This is a genomic window from Rufibacter sp. JT3400010 (genome assembly GCF_054956755.1).
Map to the genome: position 1 here is coordinate 47,219 of NZ_JBUDXA010000002.1, position 25,458 is coordinate 72,676.

Consider the following 25,458-nt stretch of genomic DNA (forward strand, 5'->3'; position numbering starts at 1 on the left):
GTACCATGAAGAACATATTCTATAGATGGGGCGCTGCCGCGCTTCTTTCCAGCGCTTTCCTTTTTGCCGGCTGTGAGCCAGAGTTTGAAGAGGATATTACCGTTAGCCGCGGCAATTTAGATTTAAGCAAGTACGTAGCCGTAGGCAATTCCCTTACCGCCGGTTTCCAGGACAATGGTTTGTATTTAGAAGGGCAGATTTATTCCTACCCCAATATTCTGGCAAATCAGTTCAGCTACGCGGGCGGAGGCCCTTTTGCACAGCCTCTGTTCTCGCAGGCACAAGGCAATGGCTCAGGGTATTTACGCCTGACCGGCTTCACCTCTACCGGTTCCCCAATTCTTGCGCCGGTAACAGATTTCCTGGCGACCGAATCTGCGACCAATCCTTTTTTCAAAGATGAGTTCACGGGAGAGGTGCAGAACTTCGGGATACCCGGCATTAAATTAGCCGATATTAAAACGCCCGGCTACGGCAGTGCGTTAGGCAACCCGTATTTTGAGCGCATTACGCCAGATGCCAACCAGTTACAAACGTACCTTGCCCGTGTTTCTGCCAGCAACCCAACTTTCTTCAGTTCGTGGTTAGGCAACAATGACGTGTTAGGATATGCTACCGCGGGTGGCTTTGCCGGCACAATCACTCCAGTGGCTACGTTTACTTCTCTCTACACAGAGTTAATCACAGCCATGACCGCTAACGGTGCCGAAGGCATTGTGGCTACTATTCCAGATGTACGGTCAGTTCCTTTCTTTACAACCGTTGGGCCAACCGCTAAACCGCTGTTGACTGCTGCGATAGCCGCCGCCAATGCTGCAGGCGTTCCTATTACCGGTGTATCTGCTCTTACCAAGAATACCGCCACTCGTATTAATATTACTCCAGCCTCTCTTAAAGATGCGTCTGGCGGAAGTATTCTGCTTACGTTAACCTCCAGCGCTTATCTTCCTTTGATTGGACAGCCAACCGGAAGATACTGGCGTGAATTAGCCCGTTCTCAGAACCCGGCTAATCCAACAGCTCAATTACAGGGCTACCTTGCTAACTTCCAGATTGACACTACCAAAGCATTTGGGTTAGACCCAAGAAACCCTGTTCCTAGTGCTTTTGTGCTAGATGACGCGGAGCAAGCGGATATCAACACGGCTACTGTTGCGTTCAACAATGTTATAAAAGCGCAGGCGGCTGCCAAGAACCTGGCAGTGTTTGATGCTTATGAGTTCTTCAACTCTATCCAGAGCGGGTTCATGCTGAATGGCGTGGCATATTCTCCTGCTTTCATTACGGGTAACCTCTTCTCTTTAGATGGGGTACACCCTACGCAGCGTGGCTATGCCATTATTGCCAATAGAATGATAGAAGCCATCAATGCCAAATACGGCGCTACCATTCCAACCATTGATGTGACCCAGTTCAGGGCGGTGCTGATTCCGTAAGTTTATTTTCAACTATGATTCTATGAAAAGACCAGCCCTGTGGCTGGTCTTTTTTGTTGGGGCTCATGGCCGTGGCACAATCCCCTAAAAAATATCTCGTTCTTATCTTCGTAATCGCATAACTTCGTATACCATCTATCTTAACGCTGAACTTATGAAAAACTACCCCTTACTTCTTCTCTTATTCTGCTGCTCTGTTTTCTTTACCGCCTGCAGCGACGATGACGATGCAACTCCCAACCGGGAAGATATTCTGATGAACAAGCGCTGGCAGATCACAGCATTGGAGGTAATGCTTCCCCTTGTAGGCTCCCAAGATCTATATGCAGGTTTTGAGGAGTGTGAGAAAGATAACTATGTAGAATTCAAGGCGAACGGCGTGCTAGTGGTAGACGAAGGAGCCACTAAATGCGATAATTCTGATCCACAACAGTATCCTGGCACCTGGACGTTGGTAGGAGATGTATTAACCATTAAAGGGGCTGGTGCCTCTTTTGGCTTACCTGTCGATGACCTGGAATTCACCATAACAGACCTGTCAAGTAACCGCCTTGATGGCGAATTCTCCCAATTTAACATAGATGGTACGGTTACCTTAGAAACCATGTAAGCGCACTTACATTTCATTATACTTTATAAAAGGGAGCCTGGGCTCCCTTTTGTGTTTTAGTGGCATTTTTAGAATTCCGGCAGTAAACCATTGGCAGTTTCTACCGCTGTTTTCGCTATCTTCTAAGTGGAACAGGCCTACGTACCCGGCTTCGTTCTAAGAACAGCTTTGATGCTGTGGGGCAAAAGCCCTATCACAAAAGATTTCCTCGCCTTATCTGTGGCACTCCTTTTTTTGCCTGCACTTCTCTAAAAGGAGACCTAAAACAATCATTAAGGCTCCACCCATCTACCTGAATTTCTTACAGGACCTATCACTCCTTTCAAATTCGCGCTTTAAAAAGGTGCCGTTTCAGCATTGAAACTGTTGACTTCACTCGCCCAAAATCCGCCTTCAGTAGACTTTGTAGATTCTTACAGAATTGCTGGTAGGGGTATTTCCAGAGCGCTCGGTCTATACATTCAGAAACGCATAATAAATCAAATAACTGAATAACAATAGCTTACATCACTTATTCAGATAATCAAGGCCTCATACAACCCTGAAATATTCATTTTCAATTTAAACCTATAACCAATTTTTGTTCAACTCAATTTTTCCCAATCATGTTAAAAAAATCTTATTTACTGACCCTCTTAGCAGCCCTTACATTGGTATTCACTTCTTGTGAAAAAGACAAAGACAAGGAAGAAGATCCAACACCAACCCTGGAGGCGCAATTAGCGCAAAAGGAGTGGAAACTGACCGCACAAGTAGTTAAACGAGGAAGTCAGCCCACGCAAGATGTACTGAATACCATTTATGATGAATTTGAGGTGGATGAAATCACCTTTAAACTGGATGGCGAAGGTGGCTATATCATCTCTTCCCATGGCCAGGAAGTACATGATGGTTCTTATGACGTAAACAATAACAATAAGAAGATAGAGTGGAACTACCCTGCTACCATAGCCTGGCTAACCTCTGAAAGTGATGTGATTACCTATGACGTGGAGTTAAGCGGCAATAACCTGAAACTCATTTCCAATTCAACCTACCAGGGGCAAGCCTTTCAGGAAACCATCACTTTTAAAGCAAATTAGAAGCGCTTATTTCCAAGCCAGAACCATATACAACTAGAAAAGGGAGCCCGTAAGCTCCCTTTTCTAGTTGTATATGGTTTAATTTTAGCAAAACAGCCCCGAAACGCTTAATGCGCCTGCAGCCAATTTTCGCCGGTTCCCAGGCCCACTTCCATGGGTACGCTCAGCGGGAAGGCGTTTTTCATGAGTTCTTCAATCTTGGGCTGCACCATGGCTAATTCTTCTTTGAGTACATCAAACACTAATTCATCATGCACCTGCAGGATCATGCGACTAGCTAGTTTCTCGTCGCGCAGCCACTGGTCAATGTTGATCATGGCAATCTTGATGATATCGGCAGCCGTGCCTTGGATGGGCGCGTTAATGGCATTTCGTTCGGCGTAGCCACGTATGTTCTGGTTACGAGAGTTAATGTCTCTGAGATAGCGGCGGCGGCCCAGCAAAGTCTCCACAAACTCCTGGTCGCGGGCTTGGTTGATGGCGCTGTCCATGTACTCTTTCACAGCCGGGAACTCCTGGAAATAGGCTTCAATGATCTCGGCGGCTTCGCGACGTGGGATGGCTAATCTTTCAGCTAATCCGAAGGCCGAGATGCCGTAGATGATCCCGAAGTTGATGGTTTTTGCTTTACGCCGCATGTCAGAATCTACCTGGTCTACGGGCACGTGGAACACCTTGGCCGCGGTGGAGGCGTGAATGTCTAGCCCTTTCTGGAACGCTTCTTTCATGGTGGCGTCATTGCTGAAGTGCGCCATGATTCTGAGCTCAATCTGCGAATAATCTGCGGAAAGCAGCACGTGGTTCTCATCCCTCGGCACAAACGCCTTCCGTATCTCGCGGCCTTTCTCCGTTCTGATAGGAATATTCTGCAGGTTGGGGTTGGTAGAGCTCAACCGACCCGTAGCGGCTACGGCCTGATTGTAGGACGTGTGTAGGCGATTGTCTTCATTGCACACCAACGCCGGAAGCGCATCTACATAGGTACTTTTCAGCTTGGTCAACTGCCGATGGTCCAGAATGAGCTGCACAATCTCGTGCTCAAAAGCTAGCTTGGATAGAATCTCCTCGCCGGTAGCATATTGGCCGGTTTTGGTTTTCTTGATCTTGTTTCCGCCCAAGCCCATGCGGTCAAACAGCACCTCGCCCAACTGCTTGGGTGAGCCTATGTTAAACTCCATACCCGCCAGGTTGAAGATTTTCTGCTCAATTTCTTGGATGCTGGTTTGCAGCACGATGGAAGATTCAGCCAAGGCCTCAGCGTCAATGCTCACGCCTTCGCGTTCCATGTGGCCCAGCACGCGCAACAGTGGGTTCTCTACATCATTGAACAGGCGTTTCAGGCCTTGTTTTTCTAAAAGAGGGTCGAAATAGTTCTTGAGTTGCAGGGTGATATCGGCATCTTCACAGGCGTATTCGTAAATTTGGAGCGGAGGCAGTTTGTCCATGGTAAGCTGGTTTTTGCCTTTGCCCAGCAACGTCTCTATGGAAATAGGCGTGTAGTGCAGGTACGTTTCGGCCAGCAAATCCATGTTGTGCCGCATATCAGGTTCCAGCAGGTAGTGGGCCAACATGGTGTCATAGAGCGGGCCTTGCACATCAATGCCGTAGCGTTGCAGTACCACCAGATCATACTTGATGTTCTGGCCAATCTTGGTAATGTTGGGGCTTTCCAGCACTTCCTTGAACTCCTGCACAATCTCGCGGGCGGCATCTTCATCCTTCGGTGGCACTGGAATGTAGTAGGCCTCGCCGGGCATGTAGCAGAACGAGATACCTACTAGGCGGGCGGTGATGGCGTCAACACTGGTGGTCTCGGTGTCAAAGGAAATCTCTTTCTGAAGCTTCAGGTATTTCAAAAGCTGCGCACGCTGCTCTGGAGTGGTGAGCAGGTGGTATTCGTGTAGGGTGGTGTCTATGGTTTTGCGGGTGCGCGGCGCGTAGTCCTCGCCGGTTGCGTTGCCGTCTGTACCTTCTTCCTGAGTTATGGTTTCGGCGGCGGGCATGTCAAACAATGACGTCTGCCCCATCGGCTTGTCAGATTTGAAGCCTTTGCCTACGGTAGGTTTGTTGCTCACGGGCTTGGGAACGGCGGGCGAGGCGGTGCCTAACACGCGCGTAGCCAGTTGCCGGAACTCCAGTTCGTCAAACAAGGCAGCCAGTTTGTCCATGTCCGGACCATCATAGCGCAGCCCTTCTTCATCAAAGTCAATGGGTACATCCAGGTGAATGGTCGCGAGTTCTTTGGACATGAGGCCCTGCTCCGCGAAGTTCACCACGTTCTCCTTCTGCTTGCCTTTGAGTTCGTGCGCGTTGGCAATCAGGTTCTCCACCGAACCGTATTTCTGGATGAGCGTTTTAGCGGTCTTTTCCCCAATACCGGGTATTCCGGGGATGTTATCCACGGCATCGCCCTGCAAGCCTAGAATGTCAATAACCTGCTTTACATCGCTGATTTCCCAGCGCTCCAGCACTTTGGGTTTGTCAATTACCTCAATGGCATTGCCCAGAAAGGCCGGTTTGTAGACAAACACATGGTCCGTCACCAACTGGTAGTAATCCTTATCAGGAGTCATCATGAAGACATCGTACCCGGCTTTCTCGGCTTTGCAGGAAAGTGTGCCTATGATATCATCGGCTTCGAACCCGTCCAGCATCATGCCGGGGATGCCAAACGCTTCCACAATCTTCTTCACGTAGGGAATGGCGATGGAAATATCCTCGGGCATGGCCTGGCGGTTGGCCTTGTACTCTACAAAGTTTTCGTGCCGGAACGTCTTGGAAGGCGCGTCATAGCAGACCCCGATGTGGGTGGGCTTTTCGCGGTTGAGCAGGTCTACCAAGGTGTTGGTGAAGCCCAACGCGGCCCCGGTGTTCATGCCCTTGGAGTTGATTCTTGGGTTCTTGCTGAAGGCGAAGTGGGCGCGGTAAATGAGCGCCATGGCGTCTAGCAGAAACAGGCGTTTGTCTGGTGTACTCATAGGAAACGAAGGTACGGGCAAAGCCGCGGCTGTGCAATGTGGTATAGGTATAAAGTACGGGAATGACATAAATTTGGCGGTCCAGCGTTTCGGGGCTGTTTTCAGAAAATATGCGGTCATTCTGAGTTTGTCGAAGGATCTAACGAAGACTGGTTGTGCATGCCTTATGTTGTTGCCTTGGAAGAACCGCCTGTTCAGTTTCTATAAACTGTGCTGTTTCATCTTTTCCGCTATGCGCTCACGGCCGCGAGGCCCCGCCTTCCGCCCTCGCGCTGTGATTTCTCCTCGCCCACTTCGCTCTCGCTCAGGGACAGTCGAACTCTAGGCGCTCAAGCGAAAGGCTGGAACTTGGGGAAAGTAGAGACTCCTCCTTTGAAGGGGGCGAAGGGGGATGTTTACACCTGCAGATCATACGCATTCCCATTAGGAAACATGGTTCAAGTCTGTGACTTGGACCTACCATGGTCTGCAGTTTGCAACTGCAGTGGGGCGAAAGCCTCATAAACGTTTGCTGATCTATACTACCGGCTGCTCACAGGACTTCGTAGTGTCCGGAGGTCCTACGAGTGTTCATGTCAATACTGCTTCAGGCCTGTTTTCTACAAACCTCGGGTAAACCCGTTTCTATCTTACAGGAAGTGTGAACGCCAGAAATTCCCTGACGGCAAGAATCTGTAGAACTAACCAATTATTTGGTTAGTTTTGCTAGTAGACCAAAACTAGCAAATCCATGCCTAAATTTAGATCTGGGGTTCTGTACGGAGATGAAGTACAGGACTTATTCAAGTACGCCAACGATCATAACTTCGCCCTTCCGGCGGTAAACGTCATCGGGACCAATTCTATCAACGCAGTGTTGGAAACAGCCAAGGCGGTGAATTCTCCGGTCATTATTCAGTTCTCCAACAGCGGTGCCCAGTTTTACGCGGGCAAAACCCTGAGCAATGAAGGCCAGGCCGCCTCTATTGCCGGTGCTATCTCGGGGGCGCACCACGTGCACCAGTTAGCCGAAGCCTACGGCGTGACGGTTGTGCTCCACACAGACCACGCCGCTAAAAAACTGTTGCCTTGGATTGACGGTCTTTTAGATGCCGGTGAGAAATTCTACGCGCAGCACGGCAAGCCTTTGTTCAGTTCCCACATGCTGGATTTGTCTGAGGAGCCTATTGAAGAGAACATTGCAATCTCGGCTAAGTACCTGGAGCGCATGTCTAAAATGGGCATGACCATTGAAATCGAGCTAGGGGTAACCGGTGGCGAGGAAGACGGCGTTGACAACTCTGACGTAGACAGCACCCACTTATATACCCAGCCAGAGCACGTAGCTTTTGCTTACGAAGAGCTGAACAAAGTGAGCCACCGCTTTACCGTGGCCGCTGCTTTCGGGAACGTGCACGGCGTGTACAAGCCTGGTAACGTAGAGCTTCGCCCCGAGATCCTGAAGAATTCACAAGTGTACATTCAGGAGAAATTCGGGACGCAGGAAAACCCTGTGTACTTCGTATTCCACGGCGGTTCTGGTTCTGAGAAAGAGAAAATCAAGGAAGCCATTGAATACGGTGCCATCAAGATGAACATTGACACCGACATGCAGTGGGCGTTCTGGGACGGTATCAAGAACTACTACGAAGGCAAAAGAGACTACCTTCAAGCCCAGATTGGTAACCCCACCGGCGAAGACAGCCCGAACAAAAAGTACTACGACCCCCGCGTATGGTTACGCGCCGGCGAAGAGACCTTTGTTACCCGCCTGAAAGAAGCCTTCCAAGACCTAAACTGCCTAAACCGCAACGCGGAATAATAATGTGCTAATTTATTCATGTGCTGATGTGCTATTCTTAATTCAGCAGCGCTGGCAGAAAGCCGGTCCCTTGGGATCGGCTTTTTTGTTTTTAGAACGTTTTGAACGCAGGGAAGTAATGGACGGTAGTTCTGGTTGTTGGTGATAACACCAACAACGGCGGGTAACATCGTCGGGCAGGGTTGGCATAGACACTCGTAGGACCTTCGGACAATACGAGTGCTTGGTGAGGCTTTCGCCTCTCGGAAGTTGCAAACTTCCGGTCATTGTGGGTCCAAGTCACAGACTTGAACCATGTTTCCTAATGGGAATGCGTATGATCTGCAGGTGTAAACATCCCCCTTCGCCCCCTTTGAAGGGCAGGGCCGTTAAGTTCTAAAAATTGATATGGTTCAAGTTTTCAACTTGGACCTAAAATGAGCTGAAGTTTGCAACTTCAGTGAGGCGATAGCCTCAAACTCTGCAAGAAAGGCAATGGACTTTACCGCAGTTTAAGCCTCCAATGTAGAACTTAACGGCCCTACCCCTTCAAAGGGGGAGTCTCCGCTTTAGAGGGAAGAAGCCTATTACTACTTTCCCCAATCCAGTCTTTCCCGAGCGCGCCTCGCTTTTGGCCTTAGAAATGCTTTAGCTAAGCGCAAAGGACAATGCAGGCCGAAAGGGCAGTGCGCGAGGGGAAGACGGGGCCTCGCGGCCGTGAGCGCACAGAGAGTAACAATGAAACAACTCAGCATAAGGGCACCGCATCAACCAGTCGCCACGCCAGCAACAGGCAAACGGCATGCACCAAAGCAAAAAAGCGTTTCAGGCTTCCTTTTAGCAAAGATCACCTGAAACGCTTTCTATATTCTTAAGAGAACAGCCTCTTTTTATTTACCAACTGCTGCCAGCGCCGCCGCCACCAAAGCTACCACCTCCGAATCCACCAAAACCACCGCCACCACCGCCAAACATGCCGCGGCCGCCGGAGAAGTCTCCGAAGATAACAGGTGGGAAGAAGGGTCCGCCCAACGTGCGCATGCCTCTGCGACCACCCCGTCCGCCGCCACCGCCACGGCGGCTGATGATGAAGATAAGAATCATGATACCAATGATGATCCAGACCATGGAAATTCCCCCTTCTCCTTCGCCCTGGCTGTCTTTAGGGTCTGCTTTGTATTCGCCGCTGGCCACATCAATGATGAAACTAGTTCCTTTATCTAGCCCAGCGTAGTAGTTCCCATTCTTATACTCGGGTTTGATGGTGTACTCAGTGATACGTTTAGCAATGGCGTCTGGCACCACACCTTCCATGCCGTAACCAGTGGCAATAACCACACGGCGTTCATTTACCGCCGTAAGAATCAGAATTCCGTTGTTCTTACCCTTTTCGCCTATACCCCATTGCTCACCTAACCTGAAGGCGTAATCTGAGATATCATAGCCCCCGATGGACGTGATGTTGACTACTGCAATCTGCGTGGAGGTACTGTCATCATACGCCACCAGTTTTCGCTCCAAGGCTTGTTCTTCCTCTGGGGAGAGAATGTTGGCCAGGTCATTGACCAGACGCGGCGGTGATGGACGCGGCGGAAAATCCTGCGCCAGTCCTTGCCAAGCCCAAAGCCATAGTATTCCCAGAAACCAGATTGATTTTCTCATTATTTTTGATTCTCGTCCAGGTTTTTGCCAAAGGAGATATCATCAGACAACTCGTTGATATCTTTGTGGTCCCCAGCATACGGGAAATAACTTTTAAGCTGCTCGCCGGCCATGGTAATGCCTTTTCTCAGGCCCTCGGCGTACTTGCCTTCCTTGAAATCAGCGATGACCGTTTTGTTAATCTCTACCCAGAAGTCCTTCGGCACTACGGCGTTGATACCCGCATCTCCTAGCACAGCGAACTTGTGGCTCTTCATGGCTACGTAGAACAACACCCCGTTGCGCAGTTTGGTCTGGTGCATGTGCAGGTAAGCAAACACCTGGGTCGCCCGGTCCAGTACCTCGCCTTCGCAGGTGTCCTCAATATGCACCCGCACCTCGCCGGAGGTGTTGCGTTCAGCTTCCTGAATGGCCTGGACAATGATGGCCTCATCTGCTTCGGTGATGGTATCGCGGGGCATGGTGTAGGGAGTTCTGAGTCTTGAGTGATGAGTCCTGAGTCAATAGGAACTTCTGTTTAGAGCCCGCTTTTGTAAAACAGCTTCTAAACAGAAGTTAAAGTCCTGATACGTGCTACTTAATACAAGTTAGAACTGTACCGTAGGCGCGTTCTGGGCACCGGCAGCAGCTTCAAAGTAGCCTTTCTTCTCAAACCCGAACCAACCCGCGAAGAAGTTGCGCGGAAATGCTCTGATGTAGGTGTTATAGTCTTGCACCGTGGAGTTGAACTTCTGCCGCTCCACCGAGATTCGGTTCTCGGTGCCTTCCAACTGCGCCTGTAGTTCCAGGAAGTTCTGGTTCGCTTTCAGGTCTGGGTAAGCCTCGGCGGTAGCCAGTAAACGCGACAAAGAACCACTTAACTGGCCCTGCACCTCTTGGAAACGTTGGATGTTCTCGGGCGTTAATTGGTCGGCGTTGAGTTGGATGCTGGTGGCTTTGGAGCGGGCCTCTATGACTTGGGTAAGGGTTTCTTTCTCAAAGTTAGCGGCTCCTTTTACAGTATTTACCAGGTTTGGCACCAGGTCGGCGCGGCGTTGGTAGGAGTTCTGCACTTGTGCCCATTGGCTGGAGACTTGCTCGTCTTTCTGCACCATGTCATTGTATCCGCAGGAACTCTGCGAGGCCAGAATCACAAAGCCAACAAGGTAAAGCAATAGTTTTTTCATAGTTCGGGATGGTTTATTCAGAAGGTATGGTACGCAATATCCGTATTTATCACTAATAGGCAACCTCTATACGTAAGGCAGGCGAAAATGTGCGTTTTTACCGCAATTTCCTGAAAACGAAGCTAAAACGCATGGGCCATGGGTCCAGCTTTGCCTAAGAAACTGTCCGCCGAAAGATAGCAAGGTTCTCCTTCAATATTCAAAAATCACTATAAAGATTTTAGAACCTATGGCTTCTTCGCCGGTTTTCCTGCGTAGAGCATGTATTTGAAAACCACAGGAATTGCGTAGCTTGTGGTGAAAAGCCTTCTTGTAAGTAGTATGAAAGCAGTAATTCCGGTGGCTGGGATGGGAGCCCGCTTACGCCCCCACACCCACACCCAACCCAAAGCTTTGGTTCCCATTGCGGGCAAAGCCATTCTGGGCCATATCATTGAACGGTTACAGGCCGCGGGCATCACGCAGTTTGTACTGGTGGTAGGTTATCTGGGCGAGAAAATCATGCACTACGTGCAGCGCAAATACCCGCACATTGAAGCCGAGTTTGTGGTGCAGCAGCCGCGCGAAGGCCTGGGCCACGCATTATGGGCAGCCCGCGAGACGTTCCGGCACGAGAAAGACGTGCTCATTCAGCTAGGCGACACCATTGTGGACGTAGACATGCGGCAGTTCTTTTCTTCTGAACACACCATGCTGGCTGTGAAACCGGTCAAAACGCCCACCATGTTCGGGATTGCCGAAATGGACAAAGACGGTTTTATCACAAAGGTGATAGAGAAACCGAAAATCCCGAAGTCTAACTTCGCGCTGGTGGGCCTCTACAAGATCAGCCACCCCGCCAAATTAGCCGAGGCCCTGGAACACATTGTCGCCAACAACATAAGAACGCAGAACGAGCACCACCTCACCGATGCCCTCATGCACATGATTGAGCACGGCGAGAAAATGGTGTCCCTGCAAGTAGACCATTGGTTTGACTGCGGCCGCAAAGACACGCTGCTCCAGGCCAATGCCACCCTGCTCAACCGCCCCGAGTTCAAACGCGCGGAGTACCCTGAGTTTCCCAATACCATCATTATTCCGCCAGTGAGCATTGGCAAAGGCGTGCAGATCTCCAACTCCATTGTGGGTCCCAACGTAGCCATCGGGGAAAGCGCCATCCTCAACTACACCATTGTGCGCAACTCCATCATTGGCGGCTACGCCGAACTGGGCTATGCCGTGCTGGAAGATTCCCTGGTAGGTTCAGACTCTTCCCTGAAAGGCCTAAGCCAGCGCCTGAACATTGGCGACAGCACCGAGATTGATTTCAGCCATTAACCTGCTTTGAAGCATGAAAATTAGTTCTATACTCCTGACCTTCCTCTTTCTAACCATTTCTGCAGTTGGCTTCTGTCAAGACTACAAAGTAGAAATTGAGAAGCAATTCATCCATTACAATAACTTGATTATTGACAAAGATTTTGAAAAGTCCATGGATTTTATTCCAGCAGATGTCTTTGAGCTGATTCCCAAAACTCAGATGATTAAAGCAATGGAAATGACCTTCAATAATTCTGAAATGGAATTTGAGCTGAAGAGCCCTGAAAACATTAAAATCTCAGATGCTGAAAAAATTGGCGATAAGTTTTATTCCCACCTTCAGTATTCGAGCTTAATGAAAATGAAGTTGAAAAGAGATGACAATGTGGATGAGGACGCAACTGAAGATGGACAGAAACAAAGAATGAATCTCACCAAAGCGATTCTTCAACAAGCTTATGGTTCTGAAAATGTTCTATATGATGAGAAAACAGGCTTTTACGACATAATGATAGGGAAACAGGCTTATGCAATTTCTACAGATGGGAAAAGTGATTGGAAGTTTCTAGTAGTTGAAAAGAAACAAAAAATCTTTTTAGATAAACTGCTACCACCTCAACTTATAGAAAAGATTTGAGACACCTACAAGAAAATAGTATTTAGATAAAAAGTAAGCACGTTATAGATGACACAATTACTTACTTCTTGATACACAAATGAGCAACAGAATTACCCAACTCTTCAACATACAATACCCTATTATCCAAGCGGGCATGATCTGGTGCAGCGGCTGGGAACTGGCCTCGGCGGTGAGCAATGCCGGTGGACTAGGTCTGATTGGCGCCGGTTCCATGTACCCAGACACCTTGCGTGAGCATATCCAGAAATGCAAAGCCGCCACAGACAAACCTTTCGGCGTGAACGTGCCTTTGCTGTACCCAGATTTGGAGGAGCACTTCAAAATCATCATGGAAGAGAAAGTGCCCGTAGTGGTAACTTCCGCCGGAAACCCGAAGACCTGGACCAAAGTGCTACAGGAGAACGGCTCCAAAGTAGTACATGTGGTGAGCAACGTGAAGTTTGCGCGTAAATGTGAAGAAGCCGGGGTAGACGCCATTGTAGCCGAAGGGTTTGAAGCTGGGGGTCACAACGGCCGTGAGGAAACCACCACGTTCTGCCTTATCCCGTTAGTGCGCCAGGCGGTAAATCTGCCGCTGATTGCCGCCGGTGGTATTGCAAACGGTGCCGGTATTTTTGGCGCATTGGCTTTAGGGGCCGAGGGCGTTCAGGTAGGCAGTCGGTTTGTGGCCAGCGTAGAATCCAGCGCCCACCAAAGCTTCAAAGACCGCGTGGTTTCTGCACAGGAAGGAGATACCGAACTTTCTCTGAAGCAACTCACGCCCGTACGTCTGCTCAAAAACAAGTTCTACCAAGACGTGAAAGCTGCCGAACTTCGTGGGGCCACCAACCTGGAGTTAGCCGAGTTGTTAGGTTCCCGTCGGGCTAAGCGCGGCATGTACGAGGGTGATTTGGAAGAAGGCGAACTGGAGATTGGACAGGCCGCCGCTATAGTCAAAGACATTAAACCCGCCGGAGACATCTTGCGCGAAATGTGGCAGGAGTTTGAGGAAGGGAAGGCAAGGTTTTGTGGAGAGTGGCGGTAAGCTTTTAACTCTTGGTCAGATTATCAGATGTTGCCCAACAACATTTCAATCATCCTAACAAGTAGATAAGTATCCTACAGAAAACACTGAAGTTAGCAGTATCTAAAACAGAAATTCCACCTGATGAAAAAGGTCTCTGTTGTGTCCTTTCTATCAGTTTATCAGACTGGATTTCTATAACCTGATTGAAAGTATTAGCTGAGGTTACAATTGATTTTGGTGATAACGGCCAGCAAACGAACAAACCGGCCGTTTTCACTAATACTAATGTACTGCTTTTCTGTAGGCTGTTTCTGTTGAGGCTCCTTTGACAATAGCACGCAACTGTTGAAGTTGATGCGAAACGTCAAATAGCTTACCCTTTGTAATAGCAACATCCCATTGGTTAGTTTATGAAGCTCTTAAAGTTTACTCCTTACGCATTATTCTCAATAAGAAAGCTTCGTTCACTGAAGGCCGGAATGGTGACAGCCTCCTCGTAGAAGTGCTTCAGCTCGTCCTTGCTGTCCATTAAGCCTAAGCTGTAAAGCACCGGTACATAATGGTCAGGGGTTGGGGAAGCCAACTTGCCGAGCTTGTGGCTGGTTTCGTACTGAATGAGGTTGCTGAAATTTCGCTCGTCCAATTGCTTCTTTAACCAATGGTCGTAATCTGCCTCCCAGCCAAAGGGTGTCAGGTCCCCGCTCCGAAACTTCTGACCGGCCAGGCTCAGGTTATGAATAAGAGAACCGCTGCCAATGATAAGCACACCCTTTTCCCGCAGAGACTTCAACTGTTTACCCAACTCATAGTGGTACTCGGGCTTGGCATGGTAGTCAATGCTCATCTGGAACACCGGTATATTGGCCTGCGGGAACAAGTGCATAAGCATAGGCCAGGCACCATGGTCCAGACCCCACTCAGGAGTTTCCTGCACTGAGGGAATGATTTTCTTCACTTCTTGGGCAATAATGGGTGCTCCTTTGGCCTGGTACTTCACCTCGTAGTATTCCTTCGGGAACCCGTAATAGTCATAAATCTGGGTTTGCTCAGGAGAAATGTTCACAAACGTGCCTTTCGTGCACCAATGCGCCGATACAATCAAAGCCGCTTTTACCTCGTACTTGTTCTGCAGCTGCAAGCCCAGCTCGTACAGGTTATTCCAGAAAGGTTTCTCCTCTTTGGTAAGCGGGATATCTAAGGGGCTGCCGTGCGAGGTGAACAGCACGGGCATCTTCCTGCTTTGCGTGGGAAGTGAATCAGTGAAGCTTTTGAAACTACTTAATGAACTCATGGTGGAAAAAGCGACTAATGTTTTTAAAAATTGATTCCGGTTCACCTTGATTAGGCTCTAGGTTGGATAGGGGCTTTCTTAAACCTTCCCCAGGCAACAAAGCCAGCCAACAGGATTAGGACAACGTTCATCCCGATGGCCGAGAACTCGCCTCTTGAGGCGTGAAAGATAGAGGCAAGAACCATCACGGCTACAAGGCCCAAGGCCGCCCAAGCGGTTAAGATAGGTTTAATGCGGAGCAATGCAGGCAGTATTAAGCCTAGCCCTCCCAGTACCTCGCTTACTCCAATAAACCTCACCAGTCCTTCTGGCACCTGGCTGGCCCAAGGCAGCATCTGCGAGAGCTGGTCAATAGGCTGGGCTAATTTCATGAAGCCCGACATCAGGAACATGCCGGCCAGAAGTACCTGCGCTATCCAAAGGGTGATGTTCAATGCCTTTGAAGAACTTTTCTGGGTTGTTAAACTGTGCGCTGTCATATTGTTCAGGTTTTTAGTTGTGGTTTTCTTTTATTGTGACACAAAGTTGGGGAGATTCTGAGGGGTACGCCTTGATGTATGTTAAGAAAACAAAAGGCTGGCCTATATAAGTGGAATCACTATTCTGCTTAAACAAAGCGAGTACTATATAATTTTGGCACCAGGCATCCATGGTGAAAGCTTCCAACTCCTTTAAATACCCCTTTTGGGATTTAACCAGTTAACACCCTATACACCTTTCTAAAAATGGAAGAAGCCTTCTTTGATTATTTGCGTTCTAAGCTGGCTATCAATGAGCACCAGCTTTCTCAATTGAAGCCTCACCTGAAAACACGGCGCGTGGAAAAGGGACAAATACTGCTCCGGGTAGGGGAAGTTTGCCAGTATGGTAGTTTTGTGCTTAAGGGATGTTTGCGGAGCTATGTCATTGACGCAAAGGGCAAAGAACACATCATCCAGTTCGCGCCCGAAAACTGGTGGATAGCCGAACAAATCAGTTTATTCAAAAAGGACCCCGCCATCTTTTACATTGATGCCATTGAAGCAACAGACTTGGTAGCCATAGACCCTTTCTTTTTTGAGGTGTTAAACCAGGTAGCCCCAAACATGCCGCAGATGATGAGTGGCTTACAGCTGAATAGCCTTCGTTCTTTTCAGAGACGGCTAATCAGCCACTTAAGTGAAACCGGGGAACAGCGGTACCTGGGCTTTATTGAGACTTATCCGTCCCTAGCTTTGCGTTTGCCGCTTTGGATGATTGCCTCTTATCTGGGGCTGACCCCCGAATCTCTGAGCCGTATCCGGAAAGAGTTGCTTGACAAATAATGTCAAACAGATATAACTCTGCTTTAGGAGTACTACTTAGGTAGTTTATTCTTTATGAATAAAGTAGCTCTAGGCAGAAAACCTCTTCCTGCTAAAAGGAAGAGGTTTGTTTGGTAACCGCTCAAGATTGGTTGAGATGAAAGCAAATGTCCTACTTAAATGTATACGCGTAGGAAGTTACGCTTAGGTTTTGCAGGACCATCAAATCTGAAGGTCTGGACCTCTATCCTCAGGCGATTTCTTAAACTCCCTTCTTTCAGTTGCACAGCACGCAATCTTTGTATTTTGAACCTGAGGTGGCAGCCCTGTTGTTTTAGATGCACCTGCCCTATGCGGTTCACCCCTTTTTTCACGCTTAAAAATTACATCCGTGGAAAGAAGAACCTTTATCAAATCAGTTGCAGGAGGAGCAATAGCGATGACTACTTTAAGTGCTTTCAGAAAATTTACTGAGGATTTAACGCCTCAAGACTATACCATGCCAGTGCTTTTTATTGGGCACGGCTCGCCAATGAACGGCATTGAAGACAACGAGTTCAGCCAACGTTGGAAGAAGATGGCGCAGGAGATTCCCACGCCTAAAGCGGTACTGGTAGTCTCGGCGCACTGGTTCACCAAAGGCACCAAGATTACGGCTATGGATTTCCCGCAGACCATCCATGACTTCGGCGGTTTCCCCAAAGAGTTGTTTGCGGTTCAATATCCTGCTCCCGGCGATGCGGCATTGGCCAAAGAAGCGGCTTCTTTGATTAAAAGCACGGAAGTAGAATTAGACCACGACTGGGGACTGGACCACGGCACCTGGACTATCATCCGGCACATGTATCCCGAGGCCAACATTCCGGTGTTGCAGCTCAGCATTGACTACACCAAAGGGCCTCAGTACCACTATGACTTAGCCAAAGAACTCACCGCTTTGCGCAAGAAAGGCGTGCTCATAGCGGGCAGCGGCAACATGGTGCATAACCTGCGCATGATGAACTGGAGCATGATTAACGGCGGCGGTTATGACTGGACGCACACCATGAACGAGAAGTTCAAGGAACTCATCCTGAACCGTGACCATCAGCCGCTCATCAACTACCAGACCATGGGCAAAGAAGCCTTGATGGCCATTCCTACCGTAGAACATTACCTGCCACTTTTGTACACACTGGGCTTGCAAGGCAAAGACGAAGAAACCTCGTTCTTTAACGATAAAATGGTAGGCGGGTCTTTGACCATGACCTCAGTGAAAATAGGCGCTTAGGTGCTCACCCAAAATTTCCTAAAAAGAGGCCGAAACGATTTCGGCCTCTTTTGCTTTAAACCCCTTTAAAACGTCCATTTAATAATGCTTTTTTTGCTGAGGTTCAGGGAAAAAGCTGGAGTTTGTCTAGATGATGCGGCGGTTGGTCTAAAAGATTTTCAGACGAGAAAGAAGCTTCTTTACTTGTGGTCATGAAAGGAGCGGCTTTGGGTGAAGTGGCTCTGTTTAAGCTGTAACATCTTAAAGGCCATGATTCAAAACAAAGACTTCCTCGTTCTTCTTACTCGCCTGTTTTTAGGCTATATCTTTTTCTCGGCGGGCGTTTGCAAGCTCACGCATGGGCAGTTCGGGCAACTGATTGGTCCGCCCTGGCTAGAGGAAGCTCTTGCGAAGCACGGCCTTGGGTTATTTGCACAGGTAGTAGCGTGTTGCCAGGTAATCTGTGGGGCTTTATTGTTTACGCAACGGTTCAGCACCTTGGGCGCAATTATGCTGGTACCCATGAACGTTTCCATTCTGGCAGTAACCGTCTCACAGAATTGGGCAGGCACACCTTACGTTAATACCGTTTTTCTTTTGCTAAACGTATTGTTGCTGCTGTATGAATACAAGCGGTTCCTGTTCCTTTTTTCCCCATCGGCACAGCCGATGATATTTCCATCACCTTTAGAAGCATTCCGAGGCGGTCGGCGCCCCTGGTTTGTGCTGACCTTGGCTTTGCTGACCATGGCCGCTGCGCCTTTCAACAACGTACTCACCAACACCTTCGGTATAATGACCTTCCTAGCAACAGGGGGCTGTGTGCTGGTGCCAGCCTTACTCAATAAACTGCAGAAGATTGTGGTAGGCCAAGCAATTGGCAATATGCTTCTGGTGACCCTTTGGTTTAAGCTCCCCCATGTGCAATTGATGCTGGCGGCTAGCTGCGGAATTTTGCTTCTGCTGCTGTTGCTCAGTTTTTGGCTTAATTCCCGGAAAACGGCTCCTATACCCAGGCAACCTTCTCTGGTAGTACTGTAGCCGAAATTCTACTGAAGGCTTAGAAACACATTAGCCCCCTAAACAGAAGAGGCCGGAACATTTCCGGCCTCTTTTGGTGAAAACAATTTCAAACTAAACCACCTTGGGCTTTTAGGTCAACCCTTATCCTCCAAGATTAAGAAATACACACCAAGTGGAGAACCCAATAAGGTGGAGAATGGCAGAATAAAGGGTAGGTCTGTTTCCGATTATCCTTCGGATTGAATTAACAAAAAGCAAGACTAGGCTCACGGGACCAACCAAAAAGAAGGAAAGTAAATCAAGACCGGGAGTACAAGGTCCGGACTTGAACAGTGAAACCGTGTTGAAGATAGTGACCAGTATGCCTACAACAAAGTAGAATACCAAGGTAGAACTAGCGTTTTCTAATTCGTGCTTTTTCAGTGATTCCATTCAATAGAAATGATTGTCATTCTCCAATAAATCTATCTGTTTTGTCTCACGGATATAACAGGTACTTTTTGCGCATCTCCTTGTACGCTTTTAGGCCGGGCTCCCAGGTTTCTCTGATTCTTTCCTCAGACCAGCCTTCTTCTATCTGTTTCCGGAAATCGGCTACGCCGGCTAAGCGCTCAATGACGCCCATCTGTTTGCTGTAGGATGAGTCAAAGAAGCGCGCTTTCTCGGGATAGGCCTTATACAGTTCTATCATCCAGCTCAAATTGATCTGGCGTTTCTTTCTGAGTTGCTCTACATCGTATTTCCGAAGATCCAAACCGTAACAAGCTTCGTTCATGTGCAGCGGAGTCTCGCTCATGCCTTTGAGGCTGACGGGGGTAAAGGTGAAGTCGTATTTGCCTTTCAGAGCGGGTGCACCTAGAACAGTAAACGGCATATGCGTACCGCGTCCCTGGCTGATGATGGTTCCTTCAAACAGACACAGGCTGGGGTACAGCATCACAGATTGCGGCGTGTTCAGGTTAGGCGAGGGGTTCACGGGCAGCACGTACGGCATGTCATGGTGGTAATTGGCCAGTTTGACGATGTTGAGCTTGCTTAGCTTCAGCCCTTTCTCCATCCAGCCTTCGCCGTTCACCATCTGGGCAAACTCGCCTACGGTAAGCCCGTGCGCAATGGGAATAGGAAACTGCCCAATACCCGATTTATACTTCATGTCCAGAATAGGCCCGTCAATCATGTAGGCGTGCGGATTGGGGCGGTCCAGCACCATCAGTTCCACGTTGTGCTCGGCGGCAGATTCCATGACATCGCGCAGCGTGTTGATGTTGGTGTAGAAACGAACGCCTACGTCCTGGATGTCATAGATGAGCACGTCTACACCCGCCAGATCTTCTTTGCTGGGCTTCCGCTTCTTACCATACAGCGAGATAATGGGAATGCCCGTTTTGGCGTCTACTTCATCGTCTACCTTGGCGCCGTTGCTGGCGTTGCCCCTGAAGCCGTGCTCCGGCCCAAATACCTTCACAATCTGAATTCCCGCCGCCAACAAGCTGTCCACACTAGGCTTTCCACCGATGGTAGAAGATTGGTTTACCACCATGGCTACTTTCTTGTCTTTCAAGTAGGGCACATATTTCTGCGTCTGGTCGGCCCCGGTGATAAGGCCGGGTTTGGCTTTGGCTAAGGTTGAACTGCTTTGCGCAGCAGTTGGGGCAGAGGACTTGGTACAGGAGCCATTGGCTAGTATGACCGTTAGGAGGCCAAGCGATAAAAAGGACAGCAAGGATTTAGCCATAGATTGGAAAAGATTGGAGTTCTGATGCAAGATGAGGGTTTGCCTCCAAAGTAACAATGAAATAAGTACTTAGGCTATATTATTCAATATTGAGCAAAAGGCTTGGGCAATGGCAGAAAAGGAGCTGTGTTTTTTATACGCTTTCCTAAAAGTAGCTTGGAAACTGGGCTGCTTCGCTCAAGTATTTTGTATATTGAACCTTCTCCTCAAAAAGGCACAGAAATCTCTTTTGACATACGCCTATGAAGAAGACCTATCTTCTGTTCTTCGTCGCTTTTCTAGTAACGGCCGCTTGCCAACCCAAGGTTGATCTTCAGGTACAAGGAGTTAGCGCAACGCTTCTGACTTTGGTTGAGCAAATAACACCCGTCAACGCTCCCCTCAAAGAGTATGAAGAGTTTGTCTCTCTTTTAGACACTGCTGAGGTAAAAAGTGTCTCAGAGGCTGCCCGGAAGTATGCTTCTTTGTTTGCAGGGCAACCTATGGCACTGGCCGATTCTGGCTATGTGATTTTTGAGCAGTTTTACCAACGCGTAGACAAGGCCATTAATCAAATCCACAGTCGTCGTTACGCATCAGATTTCAAAGTAGTGATCCTGGCATCTGAAGGCCACCATCCTCCCCAGTTCTCTGAAAGGCTGAAGGACTACAGCCAAACCATGGAAGACAACGGTTTTGAGATTGCTTTTACGAGAGAAGGCGCTTACTTAAAGCAACATCGGGATTTCATAGCTACCCACTTTTATTCCTTCCTTAGCCCTGTCCTGAAAGAGTATTTGGAGCAGGTGAACAGAGAAACGAAAGAAGGGTTCGCTCATAATGGTAACGTAGCCATTATAGAAGAAGCGTTTGTAAACAGAGTCCTCTGGTGGGAAAGCTTTGTGGACAGAAACTCTTCTTTTGTTTACGCCCAGGAAAGCTTGGCAAGGAAGAAATACTATTTAACTGTTTTGCTGGAAGGCCTGGTCAACACGCCCGTGATTTCTCTGGAAATAAAGAATAAGCTAGACACCTACTTCGCCGTTGCCTACAGTGAGTTGAACAGGTGCGCTCCTCATTCAGAAGCAAACAAACTAGTCCAGCCTTATTTTCAGGCCTTGAAAAAGACTGATAAAACCCAAGCCAAGGCTTTGCTAAAGAAATACAGGGAGGCCGGCGTGATCATTGATGCTTCTGAGCCGGAATCCAAAGCTATGTATAGCAGGAACAATCCTTGATTTAATGTTTTTCCGATGCTTTAAGCAAATACTGCTTGGGCATTCCCCCTACACGCTTTCCAAAACTATCATATATGATACTTAATATATATTAACTATTAATGGAAACTACTACTAGAGAAACTTCGGCTTTAACGGAAGAAACAACCGAACAGAAATTCTTACGACTTGCGGTAGTTGAACAAGTCAAATACCACGAAATAGCCGAGAAGCATGGTATTTCACTTGCTGACTGCAGAAGTCTATGGAACAACCTGACGTCTGAACGCGAACAATTAGCTACCACATTGGGAGTATGGAAATCTAAAGCTCTTAAAGGGGATATAGATTTCATTGAATTCAATAAATGGTATAATGCCCCAAAGCATTGCCACTATTGTGGTATCTCCCAAGAGCAGATGGATACTCTTTGGCAAAAATACCCTCAGCTTACGAAGCGCAGCAGAGGACGAAAATTTGAGATTGATCGCAAAGAGCCAAACGAGTCTTACACACTAGACAACATGGTCTGCGCCTGCTACTGGTGCAATAACGCCAAAACAGACACTTTTACAGAAGAAGAGTTCAAACAAATTGGACAAGCCATTAAAACAGTTTGGCAGAAGCGGCTAGCTAAATGATCACCGACCAGAAAACCAATTTTGTCTACTTCTCTTCCTTACTAACCACCGAAGTAAAATACCAACCTTTCTGGTTCAGGCTGAAAAATATCCTAGACAAAGAAGGTATTAGCTACGGCCTCCTTCAAGGCACAAAAGACATCTGGTGTCGTGATTATATGCCAGTGCAGGTTTCAGAAAGTGAAATGGTGCAGTTCCGCTACGATCCCAGCTACCTGAATAATGACAGATTTCGCCATACCAAGACCGATACTTCTGAGGTATCCCTTGCTTGGCATTCACCAATTAACACTTCATCTTTAAACCTAGATGGAGGCAATGTAGTCAATGCTAAAGGCACAGCAATTATCACAGAAAGAGTTTTCAAAGAGAACAGCCACTTAACTAAAGAGGACGTTAGAAAGGCTGTTCAAAATGACCTCCAATTAGAGAAACTCTTCATCATACCCAGTCAGCCTTATGACTTTACCGGCCACGCCGATGGGATGGTTCGGTTTTTGGATGAACGCCGTTTGCTGGTGAATGATTTCTGCCAAGAAACTCCCAGTTGGAAGAAACGGCTTTCCAGAGCTTTAGAAAAGACAAGCTTAGAAATTATCCCATTTCCCTACGTGCGGTCTGAGGAAAAGAATGAAGCAGGAGATTATACCGCCAAAGGTTGTTATATCAACTTCGCACAGATTGGTAGGGTTATTCTGCTTCCTTTCTTTGATCTACAAGAAGATGAGATTGTACAAGCCAAGATGAAGGAGCTTTATCCTGATTGCATTATTTACCCTATTCTTTCTAATGAAATTGCTAACCAGGGAGGTGTGTTGAACTGCGTAACTTGGAATGTAAAACTCTAACCATTCTTTCTTTTTCCTGTCATCCTGAAAGGATCTTGTGTACGAACTAGACAACCGGTTACGTAACGCTACTACCATTCGCCCACAAGATTCTTTCAGGATGACAAAAGAGGGGTAGGAAGAAGCCTAAAAACCAAAATAGGCCGGAAACATACGTTTCCGGCCTATTTTCTGTAAAACAGCGCTTAAATAGCAGACTATTCTTTGTCAATCAACTCCACGCTACGCTTCACGAAGGCCGTCAAGGCAGCACCGGAAAGCATGTTCTGTGACAACAGGGCCAGGTCATAGGCCTGCTTGGCTATCTTCTCGCCGCGCTCATCGGTGGTTTTGAGGATGCGGTGATTGATGGGGTGGTTGGCGTTGATGGTCACATTGTACATGTCTGGTAGGTTGCCCATCATCATCATGCCGCCACCGCCGCCCATGCGGTTCATGTCTTTCATGCGGCGCATGAATTCTGGCAGGGTAATGATCACCGGCTGGTCATCGGTGCTTAAAGCTTCCACGCCTACGGTCATGTTCTGGTTGGAGATCGCTTTCTCGAAAAGCTCCTTCAAACGATTGGTCTCGTCCTCTGACAGCACGCTCTCTGGCTTGGCATCGGTCTGGATGAGCTTGTCGATGGTGTCGGCGTCAACGCGTTTCAGGGTTGTTTTGTCCAACTTCTGCTCTAATTGACCAATGAAGTGCGGGTCAATCATAGTATCCAGCTTCACCACGTCATAGTTGCGGTTTTTGGCGGTCTCAATGAAGGCATGCTGCTTCTCAGGGTCAGTGGTGTACAGAATCACCAGGTTGCCGTCTTTGTCGGTTTGGTTTGCCTGCACGTAGTTGCGGTACTCTTCCAAAGTATAGAATTTCTCGTCGGTGCTTTGCAACAGGGCGAAGTCTTTGGCTTTCTCGTAGAACTTATCATCGGAAAGCATACCGTACTTCACGAACACCGCGATGTCGTTCCACTTCTCTTCGTAGGCGGTGCGGTCTTTCTTGTAGATCTCGTTCAGTTTATCGGCCACCTTACGGGTGATGTAGGTGTTGATTTTCTTCACGTTGGCATCGGCCTGCAAGAAAGAGCGGCTTACGTTCAACGGAATGTCTGGCGAGTCAATAACGCCGTGCAACAGCATCAGGAACTCCGGCACCACGTCTTTCACCTCATCGGTGATGAATACCTGGCGGCTATAAAGCTGGATTTTGTTTTTCTGGAAATCGAACTCATTCTTCACTTTAGGGAAGTAAAGAATACCGGTCAGGTTGAACGGATAGTCCACGTTCAGGTGAATCCAGAACAGTGGGTCCTCAGAGAACGGATACAGTTCTTTGTAGAAGTTCTTGTAGTCCTCGTCGGTCAGTTCAGACGGAGACTTAGTCCAAATCGGGTTCGGGTTGTTGATGGTCTCGCCGTTGAACTCCACCGGAATAGGCAGGAACTTGCAGTATTTGTTCAGGATGGATTGCAGACGCGCCTCTTCCAGGAACTCCTCAGAATCTTCGGCAATGTTTAGAATCACATCGGTTCCGCGCTCAGTGCGGGTTCCGTTGGTGATAGTAAACTCCGTAGAACCGTCGCAAATCCAGTGCGCAGGCTCAGAACCGTCTTGGTGTGACAACGTGTCAATCTCTACGGTACCAGCCACCATAAACGCCGAGTAGAACCCTAAACCGAACTGCCCGATGATCTGGCTCTTGTCAGCGTTGGAGTCTTTGTAGCGCTCCACAAACTCAGTAGCGCCAGAGAAAGCAATCTGGTTGATGTATTTCTTGATCTCCTCGGCAGTCATCCCAATCCCGTTGTCAGAGATGATGATTTGCTTTTTCTCTTTGTCTACCTTCACGGTCACCTTCAGCTCGCCCAGGTCACCTTTCAGCTCGCCAATGCTGGAGAGGCTTTTGGCTTTCTGGCTCGCATCCACGGCGTTAGAAACCAGTTCGCGCAAGAAAATCTCATGGTCTGAGTACAAGAACTTCTTGATGATGGGGAAAATGTTCTCGGTGTGAATCGAAATCGTGCCTTTTTCTTCCATTTCTTTCTATATCGATGTTATAAGTAATTACTTGTTTCCTATTCTACTTTCGGCTGTGCCGATGCTCCTGTTCTGAGCCTGTTTTCTGAAAACGAGGCTTAAAGCAGGAACGTCTTACCTCTGGCGCGAGTCTCCAGACTCGTGCCAGAGGATGCGTGGAGTCTCCAGACTCCAAATTTCCACATTTCCGGCTTATGGTTCCCGGCGAGTCCGGAGACTCGCCCCATCCATCGGCACGAGTCTTGAGACTCGCGCCAGAAGCTGAGAGCACGGCTTTTGCTAAGGTTCCTCATCTGGCCTTGTCATCCCCCTACCCCCTTCAAAGGGGGACAACTGGGAATGTTTGCTACTTGCAAAACAACCAACCACCAGCCAGCAACAATTCTTCCCTTGGCAAAAGCTGTTCCAGACGGCTGAAAGTGACAGGTTGGCAGATTGGCTGACGGCAAAAAACACGTAAAGACAACCGTTCCTGCGAAAACTTTGTATATTTGGCCGAATCT

General features: G+C 48.4%; 21 protein-coding genes. 13 read left to right on the forward strand and 8 right to left on the reverse strand.

What is annotated here, in order from left to right:
- Positions 1-5: 5 nt before the first annotated feature.
- The 3 genes from ACY0JR_RS02020 (at position 6) to ACY0JR_RS02030 (ending at position 3,128) form a co-directional block, all read left to right on the forward strand.
- Positions 6-1,436 carry an SGNH/GDSL hydrolase family protein gene (locus ACY0JR_RS02020; protein WP_462632151.1) on the forward strand — a complete coding sequence of 477 codons (1,431 nt, stop codon included), beginning with the start codon at positions 6-8 and terminating at the stop codon, positions 1,434-1,436.
- A gap of 154 nt (positions 1,437-1,590) precedes the next feature.
- Positions 1,591-2,046, forward strand: a complete 456-nt coding sequence (locus ACY0JR_RS02025) for a lipocalin-like domain-containing protein (protein ID WP_462632152.1) — start codon at positions 1,591-1,593, stop codon at positions 2,044-2,046.
- 605 nt (positions 2,047-2,651) lie between these two features.
- Positions 2,652-3,128 carry a hypothetical protein gene (locus ACY0JR_RS02030; protein ID WP_462632153.1) on the forward strand — a complete coding sequence of 159 codons (477 nt, stop codon included), beginning with the start codon at positions 2,652-2,654 and terminating at the stop codon, positions 3,126-3,128.
- Between the two features lie 107 nt (positions 3,129-3,235).
- On the opposite strand, the gene polA is transcribed toward ACY0JR_RS02030, so the two are convergent.
- Positions 3,236-6,106 (reverse strand): DNA polymerase I, encoded by a 2,871-nt coding sequence (polA, locus tag ACY0JR_RS02035; protein WP_462632154.1) that lies wholly within the window; start codon positions 6,104-6,106, stop codon positions 3,236-3,238.
- 730 nt (positions 6,107-6,836) lie between these two features.
- Here polA and fbaA point away from each other — a divergent pair.
- Positions 6,837-7,907: a class II fructose-bisphosphate aldolase gene (gene fbaA / locus ACY0JR_RS02040; protein ID WP_462632155.1), complete on the forward strand. Its 1,071-nt coding sequence runs from the start codon at positions 6,837-6,839 to the stop codon at positions 7,905-7,907.
- An 873-nt stretch (positions 7,908-8,780) separates the two neighbouring features.
- On the opposite strand, the gene ACY0JR_RS02045 is transcribed toward fbaA, so the two are convergent.
- The 3 genes from ACY0JR_RS02045 to ACY0JR_RS02055 form a co-directional block, all read right to left on the reverse strand.
- On the reverse strand, positions 8,781-9,548 hold the full coding sequence (locus ACY0JR_RS02045; RefSeq protein ID WP_462632156.1) for a TPM domain-containing protein: 768 nt from the start codon (positions 9,546-9,548) through the stop codon (positions 8,781-8,783).
- Positions 9,548-10,009 carry a TPM domain-containing protein gene (locus ACY0JR_RS02050; protein WP_462632157.1) on the reverse strand — a complete coding sequence of 154 codons (462 nt, stop codon included), beginning with the start codon at positions 10,007-10,009 and terminating at the stop codon, positions 9,548-9,550. The genes ACY0JR_RS02045 and ACY0JR_RS02050 overlap by 1 nt, the downstream gene beginning before the upstream one ends.
- 126 nt (positions 10,010-10,135) lie before the next feature.
- Positions 10,136-10,714 (reverse strand): LemA family protein, encoded by a 579-nt coding sequence (locus ACY0JR_RS02055; RefSeq protein WP_462632159.1) that lies wholly within the window; start codon positions 10,712-10,714, stop codon positions 10,136-10,138.
- Between the two features lie 321 nt (positions 10,715-11,035).
- Here ACY0JR_RS02055 and ACY0JR_RS02060 point away from each other — a divergent pair, with 321 nt between their 5' ends.
- From ACY0JR_RS02060 to ACY0JR_RS02070, 3 genes are all read left to right on the forward strand, one after another.
- Positions 11,036-12,034: a sugar phosphate nucleotidyltransferase gene (locus ACY0JR_RS02060; protein ID WP_462632160.1), complete on the forward strand. Its 999-nt coding sequence runs from the start codon at positions 11,036-11,038 to the stop codon at positions 12,032-12,034.
- Between the two features lie 13 nt (positions 12,035-12,047).
- Positions 12,048-12,653 carry a hypothetical protein gene (locus ACY0JR_RS02065; RefSeq protein WP_462632161.1) on the forward strand — a complete coding sequence of 202 codons (606 nt, stop codon included), beginning with the start codon at positions 12,048-12,050 and terminating at the stop codon, positions 12,651-12,653.
- Between the two features lie 79 nt (positions 12,654-12,732).
- Positions 12,733-13,680, forward strand: coding sequence for an NAD(P)H-dependent flavin oxidoreductase (locus ACY0JR_RS02070; protein WP_462632163.1), 948 nt, complete (start codon positions 12,733-12,735; stop codon positions 13,678-13,680).
- Positions 13,681-14,095: 415 nt separating this feature from the next.
- On the opposite strand, the gene ACY0JR_RS02075 is transcribed toward ACY0JR_RS02070, so the two are convergent.
- Entirely contained in the window at positions 14,096-14,953 is an 858-nt protein-coding gene (locus ACY0JR_RS02075; protein ID WP_462632164.1) for a dioxygenase family protein, read from the reverse strand.
- Between the two features lie 50 nt (positions 14,954-15,003).
- Complete coding sequence (locus tag ACY0JR_RS02080) at positions 15,004-15,387, reverse strand: DoxX family protein (protein WP_462632165.1); 384 nt, start codon at positions 15,385-15,387, stop codon at positions 15,004-15,006.
- A gap of 291 nt (positions 15,388-15,678) precedes the next feature.
- Here ACY0JR_RS02080 and ACY0JR_RS02085 point away from each other — a divergent pair, with 291 nt between their 5' ends.
- The 3 genes from ACY0JR_RS02085 (at position 15,679) to ACY0JR_RS02095 (ending at position 18,526) form a co-directional block, all read left to right on the forward strand.
- The gene (locus tag ACY0JR_RS02085) at positions 15,679-16,257 is read left to right on the forward strand and encodes a Crp/Fnr family transcriptional regulator (RefSeq protein ID WP_462632166.1); all 579 of its coding nucleotides are present in this window, start codon (positions 15,679-15,681) and stop codon (positions 16,255-16,257) included.
- A 418-nt stretch (positions 16,258-16,675) separates the two neighbouring features.
- Positions 16,676-17,506: a 4,5-DOPA-extradiol-dioxygenase gene (gene ygiD / locus ACY0JR_RS02090; RefSeq protein WP_462632167.1), complete on the forward strand. Its 831-nt coding sequence runs from the start codon at positions 16,676-16,678 to the stop codon at positions 17,504-17,506.
- Between the two features lie 249 nt (positions 17,507-17,755).
- Positions 17,756-18,526 (forward strand): DoxX family membrane protein, encoded by a 771-nt coding sequence (locus ACY0JR_RS02095; RefSeq protein ID WP_462632168.1) that lies wholly within the window; start codon positions 17,756-17,758, stop codon positions 18,524-18,526.
- 460 nt (positions 18,527-18,986) lie between these two features.
- On the opposite strand, the gene ACY0JR_RS02100 is transcribed toward ACY0JR_RS02095, so the two are convergent.
- Positions 18,987-20,243: an exo-beta-N-acetylmuramidase NamZ family protein gene (locus tag ACY0JR_RS02100; protein WP_462632170.1), complete on the reverse strand. Its 1,257-nt coding sequence runs from the start codon at positions 20,241-20,243 to the stop codon at positions 18,987-18,989.
- A gap of 242 nt (positions 20,244-20,485) precedes the next feature.
- On the opposite strand from ACY0JR_RS02100, the gene ACY0JR_RS02105 reads away from it, so the two are divergent.
- The 3 genes from ACY0JR_RS02105 (at position 20,486) to ACY0JR_RS02115 (ending at position 22,928) form a co-directional block, all read left to right on the forward strand.
- Positions 20,486-21,460, forward strand: coding sequence for a hypothetical protein (locus ACY0JR_RS02105; RefSeq protein WP_462632171.1), 975 nt, complete (start codon positions 20,486-20,488; stop codon positions 21,458-21,460).
- A gap of 101 nt (positions 21,461-21,561) precedes the next feature.
- Positions 21,562-22,080, forward strand: a complete 519-nt coding sequence (locus ACY0JR_RS02110) for a hypothetical protein (protein ID WP_462632172.1) — start codon at positions 21,562-21,564, stop codon at positions 22,078-22,080.
- Complete coding sequence (locus ACY0JR_RS02115; protein ID WP_462632173.1) at positions 22,077-22,928, forward strand: agmatine deiminase family protein; 852 nt, start codon at positions 22,077-22,079, stop codon at positions 22,926-22,928. Before ACY0JR_RS02110 ends, ACY0JR_RS02115 begins: the two co-directional genes overlap by 4 nt.
- Positions 22,929-23,125: 197 nt before the next feature.
- Here ACY0JR_RS02115 and htpG read toward each other — a convergent pair whose 3' ends face one another.
- On the reverse strand, positions 23,126-24,955 hold the full coding sequence (gene htpG / locus ACY0JR_RS02120) for a molecular chaperone HtpG (RefSeq protein ID WP_462632174.1): 1,830 nt from the start codon (positions 24,953-24,955) through the stop codon (positions 23,126-23,128).
- Between the last annotated feature and the right edge of the window lie 503 nt (positions 24,956-25,458).